Here is a 20,711-nt window from a genome sequence, read left to right as displayed (position 1 = left end):
TAATTATGTAAACTTATCCTGATGTTCCCTGAGTTAAAAGTACGCTATATCAAGCTTCAGCTTCACAGTTGAAATCTAGATATCTATCAACTCAAAAATATATAACCATACTTATGTAAGTGCATTATTTATACCGTAAGCTGAAAAACTGCAGGAGGTAAATATTATGAAATTATGAAATTATGAAATTCTCGAAGAAAGTTATGTAACCACAGTTTTTTATAAATAAAATATCTAGATAAATGAACGCCATACACCATTACATAAGGCTTCCACGTACTATCCAGATTAATTATTTTTCAAGTAGCAATGAATATGAGGTTGTTACAGTAAATACTTGTGATACGTGGGTAAAGCGTTATTATTGTGGCACGGCGTAACAAAGTAAATTTTTATAAACCAAAAAGACTATAGGTAAATTTTTTATGTCGATCGCGCTGCAGGGGAAATAGGCTGTGCGAATTCCGCTAGATTACTACCGAATTTTAGGACTACCATTGGCGGCAAGTGAGGAACAGTTGCGGCAAGCTTATAGCGATCGTATGGTCGGATTACCACGTCGCGAATACTCCCAAGCAGCAATAGATTCTCGCAAACAACTCATAGAAGAAGCTTACGTGGTTTTATCTAATCCGAAAGATCGTAAAGCCTACGATCGACTATATCTATCAAATTCATATTATCCGGATGATACAACCGACGGTACAGTGGCTGTTGAGGAACGGCTACAAAATAATATTGGCAATACAGAACCTCAATCTTTAAATATAGAAATTGCCGAAGATGAACTCGTAGGTGCTTTATTGATTCTTCAAGAGTTAGGAGAATACGAACTTGTTTTAAAGTTGGGTAGTCCTTATATAACTAACAATTCAGTATCCCAAGCTTTAGATAGACAATTAACTCAAGATACACCCAGATTCGATCCCGGTGAACGTCCTGATATTGTCCTCACTGTTGCTCTTGCTTGTTTGGAATTAGGTCGGGAAGAATGGCAACAAGGTAATCATGAAAATGCTGCGACTTCTTTAGAAACAGGTAGAGAACTTCTGTATCGGGAAAATATGTTCCCTAACATTCAAGCGGAAATTCAATCGGATCTCGACCGGTTATGTCCCTATCGAATTCTGGAGTTACTAGCTTTACCTTTAGAGAAAAAAGCCGAAAGACAGCAGGGTTTGCGGTTATTAGAAGAGGTTTTAGAGCAACGTCACGGAATAGACGGCGATGGGGATGATAGATCTGGATTAAATATTGATGATTTCCTACGTTTTATTCAGCAGTTACGTCATTATTTAACGGCTGCCGAACAACAAAAAATATTTGAGGCCGAAAGTAGGCGTCCTTCTGCAGTAGCAACTTACTTAGCTGTTTATGCTTTGATAGCACGCGGATTTGCCCAACGTCAACCAGCATTGATTCGTCAAGGAAAGAAAATGCTGATGAGTTTGGGAAAGCGTCAAGATGTGCATTTGGAGCAATCTCTATGTGCTTTATTATTGGGACAAACAGAAGAAGCAATTTATGCTTTAGAACTTTCTCAAGAGTATGAAGCTTTAGCTTTTATCCGCGAGAATTCCCAAAACTCTCCTGACTTGTTACCAGGGCTTTGTCTTTACAGCGAGCGATGGTTACAAAATGAAGTGTTTGCCCATTTTCGCGACCTAGTAACACAACAGTTTTCCCTGAAAGATTATTTTGCTGATTCACAAGTGCAAGCTTATTTGGAAGCTTTACCTGTGGAACGAGAAGTAAGAAAAGAGTGGAAGCTTAATAATCAAAATTCTCAACACCAAAATCCTCAATATCAAAATTCTCAACATCAAAATTCCACATATCAAAATTCAACCCATAAAACTGCACGAGCAAATACTTCTCAAGGTCCCAATAGTAGAAATGTAAATTATCGACAATCCCAGGAGATTAATAACTCTGATCGCCAGAGATTTTCCGAACATCAAAATTCAAAAAGACAAGATTATTCTTATTCTTCTAATTCTTATTCTTCCAATTCTTCAAGAAAATCATTACAGACAAATAACGGCAACGGTAACATACACAGAACATCTGTACCTACAGATACTCGAGAGCGATTTAGTCGGGAAACTCAATCAAATTCAAACATTTCCGGTTCACATTTAAATGGTTCCCACTTAAACGGTTCGCATTTAAACAGTTCAAAGAATACAAATTCTGGAGCAACTGCAACATCCAGGCGTCAGCGTACTCGAACTAATTCCCGCACCTCAGATACTCACCAAGGAAATATCCATCAGGGTAATTTGCAAAGACCAAATTCTGGTTACATTTCGGTTGGGATAGATCGCCGAATTAGATTGCTATTAGCTTCGGTTGCTGGAGTAGCTTTAATTTTCTTGTTGGGAAGTACTGCTTTGGGATGGATAAAAAAGATTTTGCCTCCACCAACAGCTAAACCAGAAGAACAGTTAGCAATTGCAATTAATCAACCACCTGTAGAAATTCCCCGTTTAAACGAGGAACCCAAGTCACCAGATTTTAGCGAAAGTACTGCTGAAACTGTAATTCGTAATTGGTTACTTGCAAAAACCCGTGCTTTGGGACAAAGACACGATATTGATAGTTTAAGACAAGCTTTGACTGGTCAGTCGTTGTCGCAATGGGAAAGAATCGTGCGTCAGGAGAAAGCAGCGAATCGCTATCGAATGTTCCAACACAGATTAGATTCAACTAGTTTAAAAGTCACTCCTATTGATGAAAAGAATGCTAGTGTCGTTGCATCGGTGACCGAAGCAGCCAAGTTTTATCAAAACGGTCAAATCAATAACCGACAGTCTTACAACGAAACTATCCGTGTTAAATATGATTTGGTAAAGGTCAATAATGCATGGCGAATTCAAGAGATGTCAGTGCTTAGTACTGTGAGCAAGAATGATTGATTAATGTATTTTATGATTTGGTTATCAATAATTTAGAAAAAAGTAACTAATAAATTTTCTAATAACATTTCTTTAGTGGTTCGTTGTAAATGTGGACAGATTGAGCAACGGATAGAATTAAAAAATGGATGGGATGACTGTGAGGGAAATAAACACCTGTTTTTATCACCTACTTGTTTAGGCTAAAAACAAATATTAAATGACCAAGATATGTTTCAAAGAGTTTTTAATGAAGTTATAGTAGCGATTCAATTTGAAAATTCTTTACAAGGGTCAATATCGGTTTAAAAAACAAGAATAATTGTAATAATTACACAAAAACTATTTTTCAAAAGCTTTTCAGATAATCAGAATATAAAACTCGAAAGCAAAGTTTGTGAAAATTTTGTTCAAAGTAATGTAGTTACTTAAATACAGTTACAGTAGTAATTGATATTTTTATAGATATTCAAGTAGCTATCAATGAATTATGTAAAAGTTCCTGGTTATCTCCTCAAACAAATAAGAGAAGCATTATGCAGTGCTTTTTTCACTGAAACTAAATTAGCGATAATGCTACAAGATCGATTTGGTGAGAACTTACATGAAATGGCTGGGGGTGAAGATTTAAATTGAGATCGCTTTTAACTTAGTGAAAGTTTTTGAGGCACAAGGTCGATTAACAGAACTGATTTCTGGTGCAATTAAACAAAATAGTGGTAATCCTCAATTGCAAGAAGTACAGAGAAAATATAATAATTTATTAACGCAAAATAATAATCAAAATCCAAAATCTAATACACAATATTCTCAAAAGAATCAACCCATTACAGAATCTCTAAAAGTCCCAGAAATACCTGAAAACTTCCCCCAAATCAATAATTATCAACCTGTCACAGAATCTTCGAAAGTATTAGGGAAAGCTGAAAATTCTCCTCAAATAAATACTTTTACATTTAAATTTGCAACCATCACAAAAGAAACAAAATCAATTAATTATCATTACCACGGAAATCAATATTTTACTGAAAAACTGGGGAATCAAATTTCTTTAGAAATGGTTTGGATTCCTGGTGGTAGTTTTATAATGGGTGCACCAAAAACGGAAGAAGGTAGCGGTGATTCGGAACGCCCACAACGCGAAGTAAGAGTTCCATCATTCTGGATGGGTAAACATCCTGTAACTCAAAAACAATGGAAAGCCGTAGCAGGATTACCCAGAGTTAACTGCGATTTAAAACCAGATTCTTCTCATTTCAAAGGTGATAACAGACCAGTAGAACAAGTTTCCTGGTATGACGCTGTTGAATTTTGTGCCAGACTGTCAAATCATACTGGAAGACAATATTCTCTTCCCAGTGAAGCACAATGGGAATATGCTTGTAGGGCAGGCACAACTACTCCATTTAACTTTGGCGAAACAATTACAACTGAGTTGGCAAGCTGTCAGCCTAACATTGAGGCATCATTATTATCATTAATTCCCTTTGTTGGACAAGGAACAACTCCTGTGGGTAGCTTTGTGTCTAATGCCTTTGGGCTATACGATATGCACGGTAACGTTTGGGAATAGTGTCTTGATGATTGGCATTTAGACTATAATGGTGCGCCGACAGATGGTAGTGCTTGGCTAAGTGAGAATAATAATTTTTCTCGGGTAACAGGTCGTGCCGTACTGCGGGGCGGTTCCTGGATCTACTATCCTAATTACTGCCGTTCCGCGTTCCGCCTCAACGTCAATAGATCTGTTGGGCGCGACAAATCCAACGGCGACTTCAGTTTTCGTGTAGTCTGCGCGTTTGGGAATGATTTTTTGTAGTATTTTATGCCTCTAGGTTTTCCTTTACATTCCTTTCTTTTTTCCTTATTGCCCCTGTCTAGCGACTCGATTTTTTTGCAGAAAATAAGCTATCGATTTTTAAATTTCCAGTTTTGACAGTACTAGGTTAAATTAGGCGACTCAAATTACAAGTATTTTTTATACCTCGTTAATACATTAGTTAGTATTATTACTGCTATTAATGCGGCAAATATATCATCAAATAATAAAGTAGCGCGATCGCCATCTCATCACTGGTAAATACTAGGTGATTCCGCCCTCGCAACCGCAGTATTACTATTATTGTCATGCAATCATGACAAATTAAGCTATTCAGGGGTGTTTAGTCAGCTTTCAAGGGATAAAATGTCATGATTTGATGACTTAACAATCCCTCAAGGGCTTATAAGTCCGTTCAAGGAGTCAAAAAGACTCCTCAACCCCCTTGATCCCTCGGTGGCATTGCTGGTTAATATTTATTTAACGACAGTTTTACTCCGTTCCTGAAAGTGAAGTGCTAATTTTGGCATCAGTAGGAATCACAAAAGAGTAAATCCTTAACCGAGAAAATATACAAACTCTACTCCTGTTCGCACTAAAGATGGTTGATGAAAGGAGATATGGGGGCGATTAATCTCTAGTTAAGAAACCGCAAACAGGTTGGATGGCACCTAATACTTAGTAACTTTAGACACCTAGTTTAAAAGTTTGCCGATTTATAAGCCTATCTAAAATAAGCACATAAAAAACCAGGATTCGTCAAATCGAGAGTTTATCTGAGATAGATGGAAAATCTATCGAAGTATGCTGAACTGGGGTAAATAATAACGAATTTACCGTTCCTAAAATACTGGAGACCGAATTCATGGCAAAAGAACGCCCACCATTAGAAGAGATGACATTGAGGCAACTACGTAGAGTTGCCAGTGAATATGGCGTCTCCCGCTACAGCAGGATGCGAAAAGCGCAGCTATTAGCAGCAGTTCAAGAAGTAGAACGCAAAAAGATTTCTGTTAATCAATCTCGTTCGCCGGAGGCACAAGAAACCGTGGAAGCAGCAAAATTTGAGTTGGGTCAAGTAGATCGCACTGGTGGTAACCTTGCTGATGTTGATGAAGGACTAAACGATTTACCCGCAGGTTACGGCGAAAGTCGAATTGTTTTAATGCCTCGCGATCCTCAATGGGCTTATGCTTACTGGGATGTACCCAACGAGCATAAAGAAGAATTGAGAAGACAGGGAGGACAACAACTCGCCCTAAGAATTTATGATGTTACCGACATCGACTTAGAACACCAAAGCCCCCACAGCATTCAGGAATATCCTTCTGATGAGTTAGCGAGAGAATGGTACATACCTATTCCAGTAAGCGATCGCGATTATGTGATTGACATTGGTTATCGTTGTGCTGACGGTCGCTGGTTAGTATTGGCTCGTTCTGCAACAGTCCACACTCCTCCTGTTTATCCCTCCGACTGGATTGAAGATATTTTCATTACCGTTGACTTCGAAGAAGATTTACGCGGTCAGACTAAATACGAACTCGTACCTCCTTCCAAGAAACAACCAGAACCTGGTGTTACTACCGGTAACCAGATTTACGACCAAATCTTTGGTATGGCAGAATCTGCTGAAGCAATGCGAGTTGCTGGTTCTATCTTTGGTTCTATGCACCACGTACCTGGCTCAATGGCTCCAGAGCAAGCAATTAGTTCCTACATCTTCCCCTCCGGCGTTGGTATGTGGGCGCAGCCTAATGTATCAGGCTTAAATATGTCTGGTGTTGGTTTTTCTGCTTCTGCACCACCAGTTCGTCCCCGCAAGTTCTGGTTAATTGCTGATGCGGAGTTGATTGTTTACGGTGCTACCGAACCTGATGCTACAGTAACCATTGGTGATCGCCAAATTCAACTCAATCCCGACGGAACTTTCCGCTTCCAGATGTCCTTCCAAGACGGTTTAATTGACTATCCAATTAAAGCTGTTGCAGTTGATGGTGAACAAACCCGTTCAATTCACATGAAGTTCAATCGTGAAACACCCTCGCGTCACACCAATACTAAGGAAGAAGCTGTTTTAGAATGGTTTTCCTAATTTTTGCTGAAGGAATGTGAGATTTGAGATTTAAAATTTGAGATTTCAGATTAACAAAAATTCAGATATTGAACTTTATTTTCAAACCGCTACAGAATATTTTGTAGCGGTTTTTGTTTTCTCACATTTTTCTACATAAGAATAGAAAATACTGTGGTGTTATACGCAAGTAAAGAGTTCGGTAAATACTTATAATTCCTATACATGTGCGAAAAACTGGAAACTCTTTCTTCCTTTTTGCCCTCTCTTGGTGCGTATTCCCACCCTGCAGGGTGGCTACGCCGGACGGGGGGCTTTGGGTTCTCGCTTAGGGAGACGTTTTGCTGATGCATCACTGTTCCTTTCTCCCCTGCAGATTTAATAATAAGTAATTAAGAGAACATGACCGACTACGTCGGAAGGAAGAGGGAAGAGGGAAGAAGGAAGAAGTGTAATAAATTTGTATGTAAATTAATCCTTCTTTCTTACGACCAAAAGGGATACAAGCCCCTTAATTCTATTAAGAGCCTGCGGCGACGGCTTCGCCTCTGGAGAAATATAAACTTTTTCCTTATCAAATCCCCTTAATTTATTAATGGGGTTCCTTCTTCCTCCTTCCTTCTTCCTTCGTTAAATCAGAGCCTCAAGACTTGGATTTCCACAGAGAAACTGACAATAAGATAATTTTTACCTGTAACAGCACATCGACCTACGCCTTCTTGAATAAATAAGTATATTTTTTTATTTAGAAATTTCTCAATTAGTATTATCATCCATAGATCGTGTAGATACTTAAAATGCTAAACCTCTGTGCAATAACTAAATCTTTAGATTAATCTCTCAGTAAAATTAATATATGTCTAAGCAAAATATATTTTATTCATGGTTGATAACAGCAGTTATCCTAAATTTATTTACAGGTTGTAAAAATATTGAAAATATTGAAATTGCTGACAGTCAAGGGATTCAAAAAGCTCCGATTGAAACAGAAGTGATAGAAAGCAATCAAGAAAATAATCAAGAAGAAATTCAAGAAAAAGATTCAAAAGAATATTGTTTTGGTAAGGATAAAAATTCTAGCATTGCCTTCATAAAAACCAATAATTTGGGCGAGCAATATGAGAAAGGAATTAATCATGTAATTATTTTAAATCCCAAGTCTGAGGAATTAGATTTTAAAGTTAATGTTGGTTTAAACCATAAAATTTATAGCAAAACTAATCACGGTAAAATTAAGAAAGAATATGTACCCAAATTATTTTATGAGCTTGTCAATGAGGAAAACGCCAAATTAAATGGAAGATTACCTCTAGCAGCTATTAATGCTGACTATATTGATACTGAAAATAAACCCCAAGGATTAAACATCTCCCGGGGAGTAGAATATTCTGGAGCATTTAAAAATAAACGTTCTTCCTTTGGAATTTCAGGGGGGAAGCCAAGCCAGAGAAGAGCAACGATAAAAGTTGGTAGAAGAAACAGTGAAAGTTTAAATTACAATGTAGTTGGGGGAAATGGCAGATTTTACATTAACGGTAGATTTAAAGATATTTGTCAGGCTTTAGGGGAACTAGCTTGTAAGGGAGCAATAAATCGCTCGATGGCTGCGATTACTAATAAAGGCTATGTCATTTTGTTAGTAAACGATGCTAAAGCAAATTCATCCATTGAAATATCCTCATCGAATCGAGAACTTCTACCTCATATGTTTGATGATGTTTTAAAAGGTATTGCTCGTAATAACTGTTTAGGCAAGATTCAAGAGGGAATGCTATTTGATGGTGGAATGTCTCCAGGACTTTATTACAACAATAAAGTTTACCTAGAAAATCTGGGTCCAATTGGTTCAGTATTTTTGATTTATAAAAGAAACAGTTAGGCTGAATGACTGATGATAGGTGATAGGCGATGGAGTTAATTGTTATTTATTTTCTCTGTTTTCTGTTTACTTTATCCCATCACTGAAGCCCTGAATTTTGAGTTTACTGTATAACTTTTAAAAAGATAAAGATGATAAATAGGTTAATTTTAACGATAGTCTGGAGGTAGGAACAAGTAAGCATCATATGACACCTTCAGAAATTACGGATACTCTCAAAGAGTTATTTGGTACAACTACAGTCAATGTAGTTGAACGCGGCTCTTGGCAAGTAGAAATGCCTAGTTTTCGCCTATTGGTTTTGCTTTCTGAAGATGAAAGTTGGTTGCGACTACTGTTACCGATTTTGACATTTCAGGAAGCACAGCCTTTTTTAGAACAATTTTTAGAAGCAAACTTCGATGATACCCAGGAAGTTCGTTACGCCTTAAATCAAGGTGTAATTTGGGGAGTTTTTCAGCACACCAGGGAAAGTTTGACTGTTGAAGATTTTAAGAGTGCTGTTACGCGTCTTGTTTCTTTGCAGCAGGCTGGTATAAATGATGTTTTCAATAATCTGATTGAAAGCCGTATCCGGCGAATTATTGCAACTGCAAAAATTCAAGGACAGTCGTTAGAAGCAACAATGCAAACCTTAGATCGGTTTTATGCTGAAGGTTTGATGGGTGATCGAGAACAAACTTCACAGGAACGAGAACAAGTATTGGGGGCTTGGCGACGTCGATTAGAACAACTTTGGAACGATGTGGATTGAAATCAGTTGTCAGTTAACAGTTAACAGTTAAGTAGGTTAGTAAGAAAAATCATAACTTGTTTGTAATAGCGCTTTAGCGCTAAAGCGCTACTACGAGCCAAATACGAGTATTTTATATTTCTTTACATAGTTTACTTTTTTCTTGCCTACTTACTTAACAGCGATCAATTACTCATTATCATATGACGCTGTCGCGTCACAATCCCTAATCCCCTATAGCCAAGCTCCAGTCGCGGGGGCATGCAGTGCTATCCCCAGTCGCCAATCCCCTATCCCCAAAATCATGGACATCATTGAAACCCTCAAAGCAGATTACAAAAAATTTCCTGTAGATCAAACTTATAGCATCTACGCTGATAATGTTTATTTTCAAGATCCGATGACCAAGTTTCGCGGTCTTGAACGCTATAAAAAAATGATTCAGTTTATTCAAACTTGGTTTTTAAATATCAAAATGGACGTACATGGCATCCGCCAAGAGAAAGATTTTATTAAAACTGAGTGGACTTTAAGCTGGAATACTCCCCTACCTTGGAAACCCCGAATTTCAATTTCTGGCTGGAGTGAATTAAAGACAAATTCGGAAAATTTAATCGTTTCTCATATTGATTATTGGTATTGTTCGCGTTTTGATGTACTAAAACAGCATTTCTTTTCCTTAAACAGTCGATAATGTAAATAAATGTAAACGATATCTCAGGCAAATTATTCATGCGCGTAATTCTGATGACTGGTAAAGGAGGAGTGGGTAAGACCTCCGTTGCTGCTGCGACTGGACTTCGTTGTGCGGAACTTGGCTATCGAACGTTGGTTTTAAGTACGGATCCGGCTCATTCCTTAGCAGATAGTTTTGATATTGAACTAGGACATGAACCCAAGCAAGTTCGCCCCAACTTATGGGGCGCGGAATTAGATGCATTGCAAGAATTAGAAGGAAACTGGGGTTCTGTAAAGCGTTATATTACCCAAGTTTTACAAGCAAGGGGTCTAGAAGGGGTACAAGCGGAAGAATTAGCAATCTTACCGGGAATGGATGAAATCTTCGGCTTGGTAAGAATGAAGCGTCATTATGATGAAGGTGATTTTGATGTACTAATTATTGATTCCGCTCCTACAGGTACGGCGTTGCGGCTATTAAGTTTACCGGAAGTTGGCGGTTGGTACATGCGCCGTTTCTACAAACCATTCCAAAATATTTCGGTAGCACTCAGACCTTTGGTTGAACCTTTGTTTAAACCGATTGCTGGGTTTTCCCTACCAGATAAAGAAGTTATGGATGCTCCTTATGAATTTTACGAGCAAATTGAAGCACTAGAAAAAGTGTTAACAGATAACAATCAAACTTCAGTACGTCTGGTTGCAAACCCAGAAAAAATGGTCATCAAAGAATCATTGCGCGCCCATGCTTATTTAAGTTTATACAATGTAGCAACAGATTTAGTGATTGCAAATCGGATTATTCCTGACGAAGTTCAAGACCCATTTTTCCAACGTTGGAAAGCAAATCAGCAACATTATCGTCAGGAAATTCACGATAACTTCCTTCCTTTACCGGTGAAAGAAGTTCCTCTATTCTCGGAAGAGATGTGTGGTATGGCTGCTTTAGAAAGACTCAAAGAAACTCTTTATAAAGAAGAAGATCCCACCCAAGTTTATTACAAAGAAACTACTATCAGAGTTGTGCAAAATAACGAACAATATACTTTGGAATTATACTTACCTGGGATTCCCAAAGAGCAAGTGCAATTGAGTAAAAGCGCCGATGAATTAAATATTACTATTGGTAATCATCGACGCAATTTAGTTCTACCCCAGGCTTTAGCTGCACTACAACCTGCAGGAGCAAAAATGGAAGAAGATTATCTGAAAATCCGCTTTGCTGAACCTGCGAAGGTTTAATCAGTTATCAGTTGTCAGTTATCAGTTTTTTGATTATTGTTAACTGTTCACTGATAACTGACTTCACCGTTTGTGATGGTTTCGTATTGCTTTAGTTCTCTGCTTCCATCTGGCTTTGGTGTTGAGAGATTCTCTCTGATTTTGCTTTCTGGCGAGGTAATTTTTTTCCTTTTGCAGTTTTTGGTAATTCAGAAAACGCTTCTGGTCTAAAATTCCTTCTGCAAGTGCTTCTCGAACAGCACAACCCGGTTCATGTTGATGTTGACAGTCGCGAAAACGACATTGCTCCGCGAGTGTTTCAATGTCTGCAAAGGTTTCTTGCAAACCGTCTTGTACATCCCACAATTGGAGTTCTCGCATTCCTGGTGTATCTATTAATAATGCTCCAGAAGGTAAACAAAGTAACTCACTACTAGTGGTAGTATGTCGACCTTTGCTGTCACCTTGACGCACTGTCTGCACCACATGAACCTCTTTTCCAATAATTTGATTGGTTAGAGTTGATTTACCCACACCCGAAGAACCAAGTAAAACTATGGTTTGTCCAAGCTGTAGGTAAGGTTGCAATATTTCCAATCCTCGTTCATGCAAAGTAATAGCACTGATTGCAATAATTGGAACTCCTGGAGCGATCGCTTCTACTTCCAGCACTTTTTGTTCCCAAAATTCGCATAGATCCACTTTATTGAGGATAATGACTGGATTTGCACCACTTTCCCAGGTCAGCACCAAATAGCGTTCGATCCGTCTCAAGTTAAAGTTATCATCCAACCCACATACGAGAAATACCGTATCAATATTGGTTGCAATCATTTGTTCTTGTGTTTTAGCACCCGCAACCTTGCGGGAGAATTTACTTTTACGGGGTAAAACTTGGTGAATAATTGCTTGAGTCGAATTATTTGGTTGGGTAGCAGCAACCCAGTCACCCACTGCTGGTAAATTTTGAGAAGATGTCGCTTCATGTCGAAGTTTACCTGCTAGTACACCTGCTATTTCACCAAATTCTGCATATAAAAGATAGCCACCTTTATATTCTTGAGCAACTCTAGCCAGAAAATATCCTTCCATAGCCAATTGCTCAAAGCTAGAAGCAAACCAATTGCTCCAGCCAAGTAGTTCTAAATTCATTGTTTTCCTCTATGTAAAGCCTTTTGTAGAGATGGCTGTACAGAGGTATTTTAACTTCAGACTACATTCGCAACTCAAAAGACATCTGCAGGAAAAGAATTATACGTTTCCCACAAAATCCTGATAGAGACGTAGCATGATACATCTCTACATTATTTATTTTCTATGGATGTCTAATGCAAGAAAGTCTGTGTAAATGCAGAAACCTCTGTAAGCCGTATTTTCAGGGTTTGATCTATGAAGCGAACCACCGACTCAGTCATATTCCTTCTCCTTACTACTTACAGCCATGCTCATTACGAGTATAGCTCGTGCAGAAAAAGATGTGTTTGATGAGAAATTAAGAAAGTTTAAATGCAGTAAACCTCGTTCGTTCAGGATGAAGGATAATGTCGATACCCCTCAGAACAAAAATAAGACTTACCCACAGACAACTTAATTGTAGTCATTGCGACGATAGGTTAGCAGCTCGGTACGTAGCGCAGCTATAGCGTTTCCGTTAGGAAATAGCAATCCCAAACCAATGACCTTGCGGTCACGCTATAGCTATAGCTGCGCTACCTACGGAGCCGCTACCTTACGGATCCGCTAATGAAAATTCCTAACGAGTGCGTAAGTCCTAAAAAATCTAGAACAAAATAAAGGTAGATTTTTAGCGATCGCATTCATCGCCAATAAAAAGATAGGAAAGACTGCTATGACATCATTCACATTAAACTTAAATTCTGTAATTAAGCTCACCCCAGAGCAATTTTATAAACTGTGTCAAGCAAACCCTGACTTAAAACTAGAACGCAATACCCAAGGAGATTTAATTATAATGCCACCTACGGGAGGAGAAACAGGAAAAACTAACTCCAATATTAATGCTCAGATATGGTTATGGAACGAACAAAAGCAACTTGGGGAAGTTTTTGATTCATCAACTGGATTTACTTTACCATCAGGTGCTGACCGTTCTCCCGATGTTTCTTGGGTGGAAAAATCTCGTTGGGATACTTTGAGTAAAGAACAAAAAGAAAAATTTATTCCCCTTTGTCCTGACTTTGTGATTGAAATACTTTCACCTAATGATAGTTTGAAGAAAACTCAAAACAAAATGCAAGAATATATCGCCAATGGTTGTCGTTTGGGTTGGTTGATAAATCGCAAAAAACAGGAAGTAGAAATTTATCGTCCGGGACAAGATATTGAGATTTTAAAGTTACCTCAAACTTTGTCGGGGGAAAGTGTATTATCTGGATTTGTACTTAATATGCAAAAAATTTGGGAATAAAAAATAAACTTTTATTTACAATAACTGGGTAATTTTCACAAAGTCATTGCTGCAAAATACTCTTGTAGTAGTCGGTGAATGAAGCGATAGCGTCCACCAATACGTTGGAGAAATAAGCGTTCGGTGCAATAGTCGAGAAAGTGGGCGTAGTTCCAGGGAATGTAGCCATTGCAGTAAAGAATGGTGCGAAGAGAAAGATGTTTAGCTAAAGATGAGAAACTAAAACTTAGCAAAATCCAAAGAGTAAAAGAAATAGCTGTACTCCAAATATTTTGTTTTATATTCGAGGAGATAATATAGTAAATATAAAAACCCTGAATCCAGGTTACAATTAATGCAATTTTTAGTGTTTCGTAGAAACCTTGGTTTGGAATATTACTGTTTTCAATTGGCTTGACTAAAAATAAAGATATAAAGATAAAAGGAGCGATTAATCCACAGGAAAATACGGAAAATATTTTTCCTATGAGATTCAATATAAAGTTTAGTAAAAATCCTCCTTGTTGCTCAATAAATTCAAGATAATTGATTGTTAATAAAAATATTAAATAATGATGAGAGTAAGATGATTGGCGGAACTCTTTCATTTGTGAATTAACATTTAGACTTATCTGTACAATATCTTCTCTTTGTTTTAATCCTCTCTTTTTTGCTCCAATCACATACATTATTTTGGCTGACATCATATGCGTTCCATACATCAACACTACTATCGGCATCAATGAAAATTTGGAATGAACTAAGAACAATCCCTTCAGTGGAAATATAAAATATCTTTCAATTTCTTGTAGTGATGGAATTCTTATCTTTAATTTCTGAGAAAGATCGATATCATGAATTATAGGTACGTGCTGCTTAAATTCTTTTGGTAAATCTCGTTTGAAGAGCCAGCAAAATAGATGAATCCAAGGATATTCTATTAACCGCACTCCATCTGCTTTAGTTTCTGCTGTCAACATGAAAACGCCAAACAAGCCGATAAAGATATTTTGGATAATTACGAAATTATTAGGTGGCTGAAAATATGGTAATAAAGCACTTGTAGAAATGATTCCGACGCATAATGTATTAATAGCAAAAAGTAGAAACCAATACAGCCATTGATGATGCTTTTTTTTAAGAAAAAGATAAGGCTGCATTTCTTCAATCAAAAACTCAGTTTGGGACTCTTCTTGTAACTGCTGCGCCAAATAAACTAGCCATTTACGGGTTTTCCTTCTACTGGGAGGATTTTTATTTCGATAACTAAGACTCTTAAGTCCCTGCGATTCCATTTGTGATGTTACAAGCTCTCTACCAATAGCAGTTTCCCAGTAAGCATCGAGAAGGGATTGAATTCGTTCTTTAGTTGGTGTCAGTTTTCCCCATTCATAAAGAGATAAATTTTTATCAAAGGAAATAAATCCTAAAATCGACAAAAATAAGGGTTTTCTTAGGAGTCTTAATAGTTCTGCATCATCTTGCAGGGTTTCCCAAAATTCTATTTGGTTTAATTGCGCTAAATATGTTTTTATTTTCTCATCTGTAAGTGGTTGCAGCACAATAGCTCCATTCAGATGTAAGCGTGTCTCCTGCTTTGGTGAAGTCTCCTCTAAATCCTGCTCATCATTTTCTATTTGTTGTCGAACAACTTTCTCATACTCTTCTCGACGACTACACACAACCAAATACTGCGATCGCGATTCACTTTGCAAAAATTCATTAATTTTCTGCACGCATGGTTCTTGACGAATTGATTCTAATTCATCCAAACCATCAAGCATTGGTAGCAATTTAGCCTCATCTACCCAGTTAGTACCAACATCCTGACGCACCCCATACTTTGAATTTAGTTCTAATACTAACCATTTATGGATCGACTGTTCGTCATCTTTCCAATTGGAGAGATTAAGCAGCACCGGAATTGGATAATCAGCTTCTTTTTGAGCTCGTACAATCAAAGATTCAGCTAAATCTAACATTGTAGTAGTTTTCCCAGCACCAGGATCCCCCAAAATCAGTAACTGATCCGCAATTTCTTCTTGCTCAAAAACTTCTAAAATACTGGTACTGTGGGGGATAGGTTCACGCTTGCGGTTCCCAATTTTAATATCTGAACTCCAAGGACATTTTACTTGTTCCGGTTGAGCTTCCTTACCCAAATTTATTAATACTGCATTGTGTAAAGACCCCTTTAGTCGGGCTTTAACTTCTTCTTTCACTGCTTGGAGCAACAGTTTTTCATTTCGGGGACGTTTAGCTTTTTGCTTTTCTTGCAGAACTAAATGCAATACTTCCTTGATAGTTTCAGCATCTGTACCGTAATAAATGCGATCGCCAATCTGAATATTTCTACCATCTGCAATATTGACGATATCCTTACCCACTTGTATTGAACCGTCACGCAAGCGCAAAATTCTCCGCAGGGTCTTTATATCGTCCTCGGTTTCTTCCCCATCAGCGATACGGTCAAAAATGGCTCTTAATTCTTCATTAGAACTCATTGATATCTACACAAGTCATGCATTTTGCTAAACGTTGGGAGATATGACAACAATCAAAAGTGCTGTTAGCTGTTTGTATTATTTATTATATATAGGTCATGTAACTTCTCAGTTAGTTCTGGGTAAAAGCATTGGAAAGAGCAAAAAACTAAATAAACTTAATCAGTAACACAGAAATGAGCGAACAATTTACTCACGGTTATGCACTATTAATTGGCGTCGGGGAATCTGCTTATAGTAATTTGTCATTACCAGTAACCGTAAAAGATACTCAAGCAATTTATGCAGCTTTAATCGATCCGGAACTATGTGCTTATCCTGATAACGAAGAACATATTCGGGTGCTGAATAATCAAGATGCGACGAAAGAAGGTATTTTAGAAGGACTGAATTGGTTAAAAGCAAAAGCAGATTCTGACTCTCAAGCTACCGTGTTTGTTTACTATTCAGGACATGGTTGGCTCGAAGAGAATAACAATAGCTACTATCTGATACAACATGATATCGATCCTTTCGACTTAACAGAATCTGCATTAGCTGCTGAAACTTTCACCGATGCATTACGCCAAATTCAAGCCGAACGTTTATTAGTTGTAATTGATAGCTGTCATGCTGCAGGTATGGCAACATCTAAAGAAGGTAAAACTACCCCTGCTTTTAAACTTCCTCAAGGTTTTGTAGAAGTTCCACCATCCAAAAGCTTAATTGATAATTTGAAACAAGGTAAAGGTAGAGTCGTTTTTACATCATCGGAAGGCGAGCAAAAATCTTGGATTAAAGATGATTCTAGCAGTATCTACACTTATCATTTTCTCGAAGCTTTGCAAGGTGCGGGTAACAAACCAGGTGATACAGAAGTTCGAGTTTCTAACATCATGAATCATCTGGGTAAGGTTGTACCAGAAAGTGCGCGTCAGTTATATGACGCAAAGCAAACCCCTCATTTTGATATGGATGCAGGAGATTTTGTCATTACAAAACTGCGGGGTGGTAAAGGTTTACCCGATAAGGGATGGGATGAAATTAAATCTGAGGCGATGCAAAAGATAAATAAAATTGCTGATGTTATAAACCAGCATGGAAAATTTATTACTAATATTAATGAAGCTCACGGTCTTCACATTGGTGATGTTTATCACAAATAACTACTGTAAAGTGACAAGGATAATAAATGCCTACCCCCGATGAAATTAAGGTTATTTTTGAAAAACTTACAGCAGGTACTGCAACCGATGAAGATATTGAAATCCTGCGTCAAGCTTACGAAGGTAGTGAAAGGATATCGTTTCAATATGGTAATTCCATTGTCAATATTGGGCAGGGTAAGGATATTCACATTGGTGATCTTACTTATCAGACGATACATGCTGAGGTAATTCGAAAGGTTTTCCTTAAAGCTTTAGAGGAGCATCCAAAGACATCGAATAAAAAATATTACCCAGATCTACCACCTCATTTTATACGGCGTACTCAAGAAATAGAAAGGCTTAAACAATTAATTACACCAAAAAAACAGACTGATTTGCAATCATCTCATAAAGTAGGTGTGCATGGAATGGCTGGTATTGGTAAAACAGTATTAGCATCTGCACTAGTTCGTGACAAGGAGGTGCAACAGCAATTTTCTGATGGGGTATTCTGGTTAGACATGAGACAAGAGAATTCCCTGCATGAATTGCAACTTCAAGGCTTGCAAGATAAGGCTTGTTTAATTGTCTTGGATGATGTGTCGCGTGTAGAGCAAGTGAAGGCGTTTAATGATTTGGGAGAAGGCTGTTGTCTTTTGTTTACCACTTGTGATGCCAGAATCATCACTGATTTAGGTGCTGTGGAGTATAAACTGAATTTTTTCAACAACGAACAGGCATTAGACCTATTAGCAAAATGGGTTGGACAAGAAGTAGAAACTTTACCAAACGTGGCACGAGAAGTGGCAAAACAATGTGATTATTTGCCTTTGGCATTATCTCTTTGTGGAGCGCAAATAAAAGACGGTATGCGCTGGAAAAGTTTGCGGGATGCCTTACAAGAAACCAAGTTAAAACGTCTGAATCGTCCAGGTGGTAGCATTTATCAATTACTTAAAATTAGCATCGATGCCTTAGCAGATGAAAATAAAACATATGCTGAGTGCTATCGGGAATTATGTATATTTCCTTCAGGCTCATCTATTCCGGAAGCAGCACTTGCAACTCTGTGGCAAAAAACTCATCATGATATGGAAGAGCCAGATGTGGATTTTTTAATTATAATATTGACCCGCAAAGACTTATTGCGAAGAACCGGTAATGCAGCTGAGCAATTAGTTTCAATGCACAATTTACTATATAAATATTTACGTAGCTTAGTTAGCGATAGCGATTTAAAAGCTTTAAATGAGGAGTTTTTAGCAGCATATTGGAGTAAATCTACTAATGGTTGGCATACAGTTCCGGATGATGGCTATTTCTTTAAGTATCTTGCATATCATTTATTTAGTGCTGGTCGTGAGACAGATTTACGAGAACTGTTGCTGGATTTTAACTGGCTACAGAAAAAATTAGAGATTATAAATACTTATGCTTTGATTGCTGATTTCAATTATCTTTTAGATGATGTAGAACTACGTTTAATACAAAAAGCTCTTGTACTCAGTGCCCACATCTTAGAGCAAGATCGCAAACAATTGTGGAGTCAACTACAGGGTCGCTTGATGAGAGACACATCTACTACGATCGAGACCCTTCTCCAACAGAAACCTCCTTTTCCTCTATTTCGTACTCTTACTCCTAGCCTTCACCAAGCTGACACTGCTTTATTACGTATCTTTACTGGTCACTCCGATCATGTCAAAACCTTGGCAGTTTCTGCTGATGGTAAGTATGTTCTTTCTGGTTCATCTGATACAAGTCTGAAGCTATGGAATCTAAATACAGGCGAACAAATATGCACACTTGATGGTCATAATGCGATTATTTATACTGTGAAGTTGATTCCTGAACGAATGCAAGCAATTTCAGGAGCAGCAGACGGAAGTATTAAACTCTGGGACTTAGAAAAACAGGAATGTATACATACTTTTAAAGAAAATACAAGTTCTGTGTATACTGTGGCGTTGATACCTGAACGAATGCAAGCAATTTCAGGAACAGCAGACGGAAATATTAAATTATGGGATTTAGAAAAACGTGAATATAAATACACTTTGAGGGCGCATGAAGCTTCTATCAATGCTTTAGCGGTGCTTCCCGAACAAATGCAAGCGATTTCAGCCTCATCTGACTCAACTCTAAAACTTTGGGATTTAGAAAATCGGAAATGTATTGGTACTTTCCAAGGTCATCAGGGTGCAATTCAAACTGTTGCAGTACTCCAGAAACACAAACAAGTTATTTCCGGTTCAGCAGAAGGAATCTTAAAATTATGGAACTTGGAAAATTTTGAATGTCTACATACATTCAAGGCTCATGAAGGTTCGATTTGCTCTGTAATATTTTTAACTGACCAGATGCGAGTTGTTTCAAGTTCAACAGATAAAACTCTCAAGTTATGGAATTTAAAACAAAGAAATTGTGAACTCATACTCAAGGATAGCGATTGGGCAAACGCCGTCGCAATAATTCCTACCAGTGAAGACTTAATTGCTGCTTCTGATGATTACACTTTGAAGTTATGGAGTTTAAGCAATCAAAAGTCCAAATTATCTGTTGAAAGACATAATGATACAGTCAGGGCTTTAGCTGTTACAGCAGATGGTAAACAGGCTATCGCTATCTCTGCTTCTGAGGACAAAACTCTCAAATTATGGAATATAGGTAGCGGGAAGTGTGAACTTGAACTCACTGGTCACCACGACATAGTTACTGCTCTTGCTTTAACTCCAGATGGGAAACAAGCTGTCTCAACTTCCTTGGATGGCAAACTAAAAGTATGGGATCTGAGACATAAAACTAATAGCAGATGCAAACTCACTATTCATCAAAGCCTTCCAGCCACTAGCATCGCTTTTATAACAAATAGTGAAGAATCTATTCTCATTGCATCAGATAACATTTTATGGCTTATAAATTTAAATGATTTGGAATGTAATTTCCTTCCCGAAGTTCATAGCGATATGATTACAGATTTAGCTGTCACAGCAGATGGTCGACAAGCTATTTCTGCTTCAAAGGATGGCACGCTTAGGTTATGGGATTTAAAAAATGGGGAATGTAAACGAGTTCTGGAAACTCAAGCTAAGACAATTACTGCAATAGCAATGACACCAGATGGGAAATGGGTTGTTTGTGCTACAAACGATAACAATTTAAAGTTATGGAATTTGCATAAAGAAGAAGACAAGTATCAAAGTTTTTTGTTCGGGCATACTGATTGGATAAATGCTTTGGCAATTACAGCTGATGGCAAGCGTGCTATCTCTAGCTCATATGATAAAACCCATCTTCCGCACTCTAACTGTCACAATCGGTAATTACTTAAATAAATCAATAATAAAAGAGTAAAAAAGTACTTTTTACCAC

The 20,711-nt window shown here is 37.7% G+C and carries 13 protein-coding genes; 11 read left to right on the top strand and 2 right to left on the bottom strand.

Annotated features, from left to right (window positions below; all coding sequences use genetic code 11):
• Positions 1 to 455: 455 nt before the first annotated feature.
• From BC008_RS10910 to BC008_RS10880, 8 genes are all read left to right on the top strand, one after another.
• Positions 456 to 2,918: an IMS domain-containing protein gene (locus tag BC008_RS10910; RefSeq protein ID WP_027845444.1), complete on the top strand. Its 2,463-nt coding sequence runs from the start codon at positions 456 to 458 to the stop codon at positions 2,916 to 2,918.
• Positions 2,919 to 3,380: 462 nt separating this feature from the next.
• The gene (locus tag BC008_RS49420) at positions 3,381 to 3,533 is read left to right on the top strand and encodes a hypothetical protein (RefSeq protein WP_161938103.1); all 153 of its coding nucleotides are present in this window, start codon (positions 3,381 to 3,383) and stop codon (positions 3,531 to 3,533) included.
• A 16-nt stretch (positions 3,534 to 3,549) separates the two neighbouring features.
• Positions 3,550 to 4,470: an SUMF1/EgtB/PvdO family nonheme iron enzyme gene (locus BC008_RS52690; protein WP_063800760.1), complete on the top strand. Its 921-nt coding sequence runs from the start codon at positions 3,550 to 3,552 to the stop codon at positions 4,468 to 4,470.
• Positions 4,471 to 5,581: 1,111 nt separating this feature from the next.
• Positions 5,582 to 6,811: a DUF4912 domain-containing protein gene (locus BC008_RS10900; protein WP_027845445.1), complete on the top strand. Its 1,230-nt coding sequence runs from the start codon at positions 5,582 to 5,584 to the stop codon at positions 6,809 to 6,811.
• Between the two features lie 835 nt (positions 6,812 to 7,646).
• Positions 7,647 to 8,669 carry a phosphodiester glycosidase family protein gene (locus BC008_RS10895; protein ID WP_027845446.1) on the top strand — a complete coding sequence of 341 codons (1,023 nt, stop codon included), beginning with the start codon at positions 7,647 to 7,649 and terminating at the stop codon, positions 8,667 to 8,669.
• 187 nt (positions 8,670 to 8,856) lie between these two features.
• Positions 8,857 to 9,423, top strand: a complete 567-nt coding sequence (locus BC008_RS10890; RefSeq protein ID WP_027845447.1) for a hypothetical protein — start codon at positions 8,857 to 8,859, stop codon at positions 9,421 to 9,423.
• A gap of 283 nt (positions 9,424 to 9,706) precedes the next feature.
• On the top strand, positions 9,707 to 10,096 hold the full coding sequence (locus BC008_RS10885; protein ID WP_027845290.1) for a DUF2358 domain-containing protein: 390 nt from the start codon (positions 9,707 to 9,709) through the stop codon (positions 10,094 to 10,096).
• A gap of 38 nt (positions 10,097 to 10,134) precedes the next feature.
• Entirely contained in the window at positions 10,135 to 11,322 is a 1,188-nt protein-coding gene (locus BC008_RS10880) for a TRC40/GET3/ArsA family transport-energizing ATPase (protein WP_027845291.1), read from the top strand.
• A gap of 63 nt (positions 11,323 to 11,385) precedes the next feature.
• Here BC008_RS10880 and rsgA read toward each other — a convergent pair whose 3' ends face one another.
• Positions 11,386 to 12,453: a ribosome small subunit-dependent GTPase A gene (gene rsgA / locus BC008_RS10875; RefSeq protein WP_027845292.1), complete on the bottom strand. Its 1,068-nt coding sequence runs from the start codon at positions 12,451 to 12,453 to the stop codon at positions 11,386 to 11,388.
• Positions 12,454 to 13,150: 697 nt separating this feature from the next.
• Between rsgA and BC008_RS10870 the strand changes: the two genes are divergently transcribed.
• Positions 13,151 to 13,729, top strand: a complete 579-nt coding sequence (locus BC008_RS10870; RefSeq protein WP_027845293.1) for a Uma2 family endonuclease — start codon at positions 13,151 to 13,153, stop codon at positions 13,727 to 13,729.
• Positions 13,730 to 13,764: 35 nt separating this feature from the next.
• On the opposite strand, the gene BC008_RS51260 is transcribed toward BC008_RS10870, so the two are convergent.
• A complete protein-coding gene (locus BC008_RS51260; protein ID WP_027845294.1) occupies positions 13,765 to 16,212 on the bottom strand; it encodes an NACHT domain-containing protein in 2,448 nt (815 codons plus the stop codon).
• Between the two features lie 176 nt (positions 16,213 to 16,388).
• On the opposite strand from BC008_RS51260, the gene BC008_RS10860 reads away from it, so the two are divergent.
• Complete coding sequence (locus BC008_RS10860) at positions 16,389 to 17,357, top strand: caspase family protein (protein ID WP_027845295.1); 969 nt, start codon at positions 16,389 to 16,391, stop codon at positions 17,355 to 17,357.
• Positions 17,358 to 17,383: 26 nt separating this feature from the next.
• Positions 17,384 to 20,662 carry an NB-ARC domain-containing protein gene (locus BC008_RS10855; RefSeq protein WP_027845296.1) on the top strand — a complete coding sequence of 1,093 codons (3,279 nt, stop codon included), beginning with the start codon at positions 17,384 to 17,386 and terminating at the stop codon, positions 20,660 to 20,662.
• Positions 20,663 to 20,711: the final 49 nt, after the last annotated feature.

Source organism: Mastigocoleus testarum BC008 (genome assembly GCF_001456025.1).
Taxonomy (GTDB): Bacteria; Cyanobacteriota; Cyanobacteriia; order Cyanobacteriales; family Nostocaceae; genus Mastigocoleus; species Mastigocoleus testarum.
Note: the sequence above shows the minus strand (reverse complement) of the source record. Positions and strands in the feature narration are given on the sequence as shown.

What these genes read in the sequence shown, in the direction of transcription:
- BC008_RS49420 (WP_161938103.1), top strand. Translation starts at nt 3,381, where the DNA reads ATGAATTATGTAAAAGTTCCTGGTTATCTCCTCAAACAAATAAGAGAA.
- BC008_RS10900 (WP_027845445.1), top strand. Translation starts at nt 5,582, where the DNA reads ATGGCAAAAGAACGCCCACCATTAGAAGAGATGACATTGAGGCAACTA.
- BC008_RS10895 (WP_027845446.1), top strand. Translation starts at nt 7,647, where the DNA reads ATGTCTAAGCAAAATATATTTTATTCATGGTTGATAACAGCAGTTATC.
- BC008_RS10890 (WP_027845447.1), top strand. Translation starts at nt 8,857, where the DNA reads ATGACACCTTCAGAAATTACGGATACTCTCAAAGAGTTATTTGGTACA.
- BC008_RS10885 (WP_027845290.1), top strand. Translation starts at nt 9,707, where the DNA reads ATGGACATCATTGAAACCCTCAAAGCAGATTACAAAAAATTTCCTGTA.
- BC008_RS10880 (WP_027845291.1), top strand. Translation starts at nt 10,135, where the DNA reads ATGCGCGTAATTCTGATGACTGGTAAAGGAGGAGTGGGTAAGACCTCC.
- rsgA (WP_027845292.1), bottom strand. Translation starts at nt 12,453, where the DNA reads ATGAATTTAGAACTACTTGGCTGGAGCAATTGGTTTGCTTCTAGCTTT.
- BC008_RS10870 (WP_027845293.1), top strand. Translation starts at nt 13,151, where the DNA reads ATGACATCATTCACATTAAACTTAAATTCTGTAATTAAGCTCACCCCA.
- BC008_RS51260 (WP_027845294.1), bottom strand. Translation starts at nt 16,212, where the DNA reads ATGAGTTCTAATGAAGAATTAAGAGCCATTTTTGACCGTATCGCTGAT.
- BC008_RS10860 (WP_027845295.1), top strand. Translation starts at nt 16,389, where the DNA reads ATGAGCGAACAATTTACTCACGGTTATGCACTATTAATTGGCGTCGGG.
- BC008_RS10855 (WP_027845296.1), top strand. Translation starts at nt 17,384, where the DNA reads ATGCCTACCCCCGATGAAATTAAGGTTATTTTTGAAAAACTTACAGCA.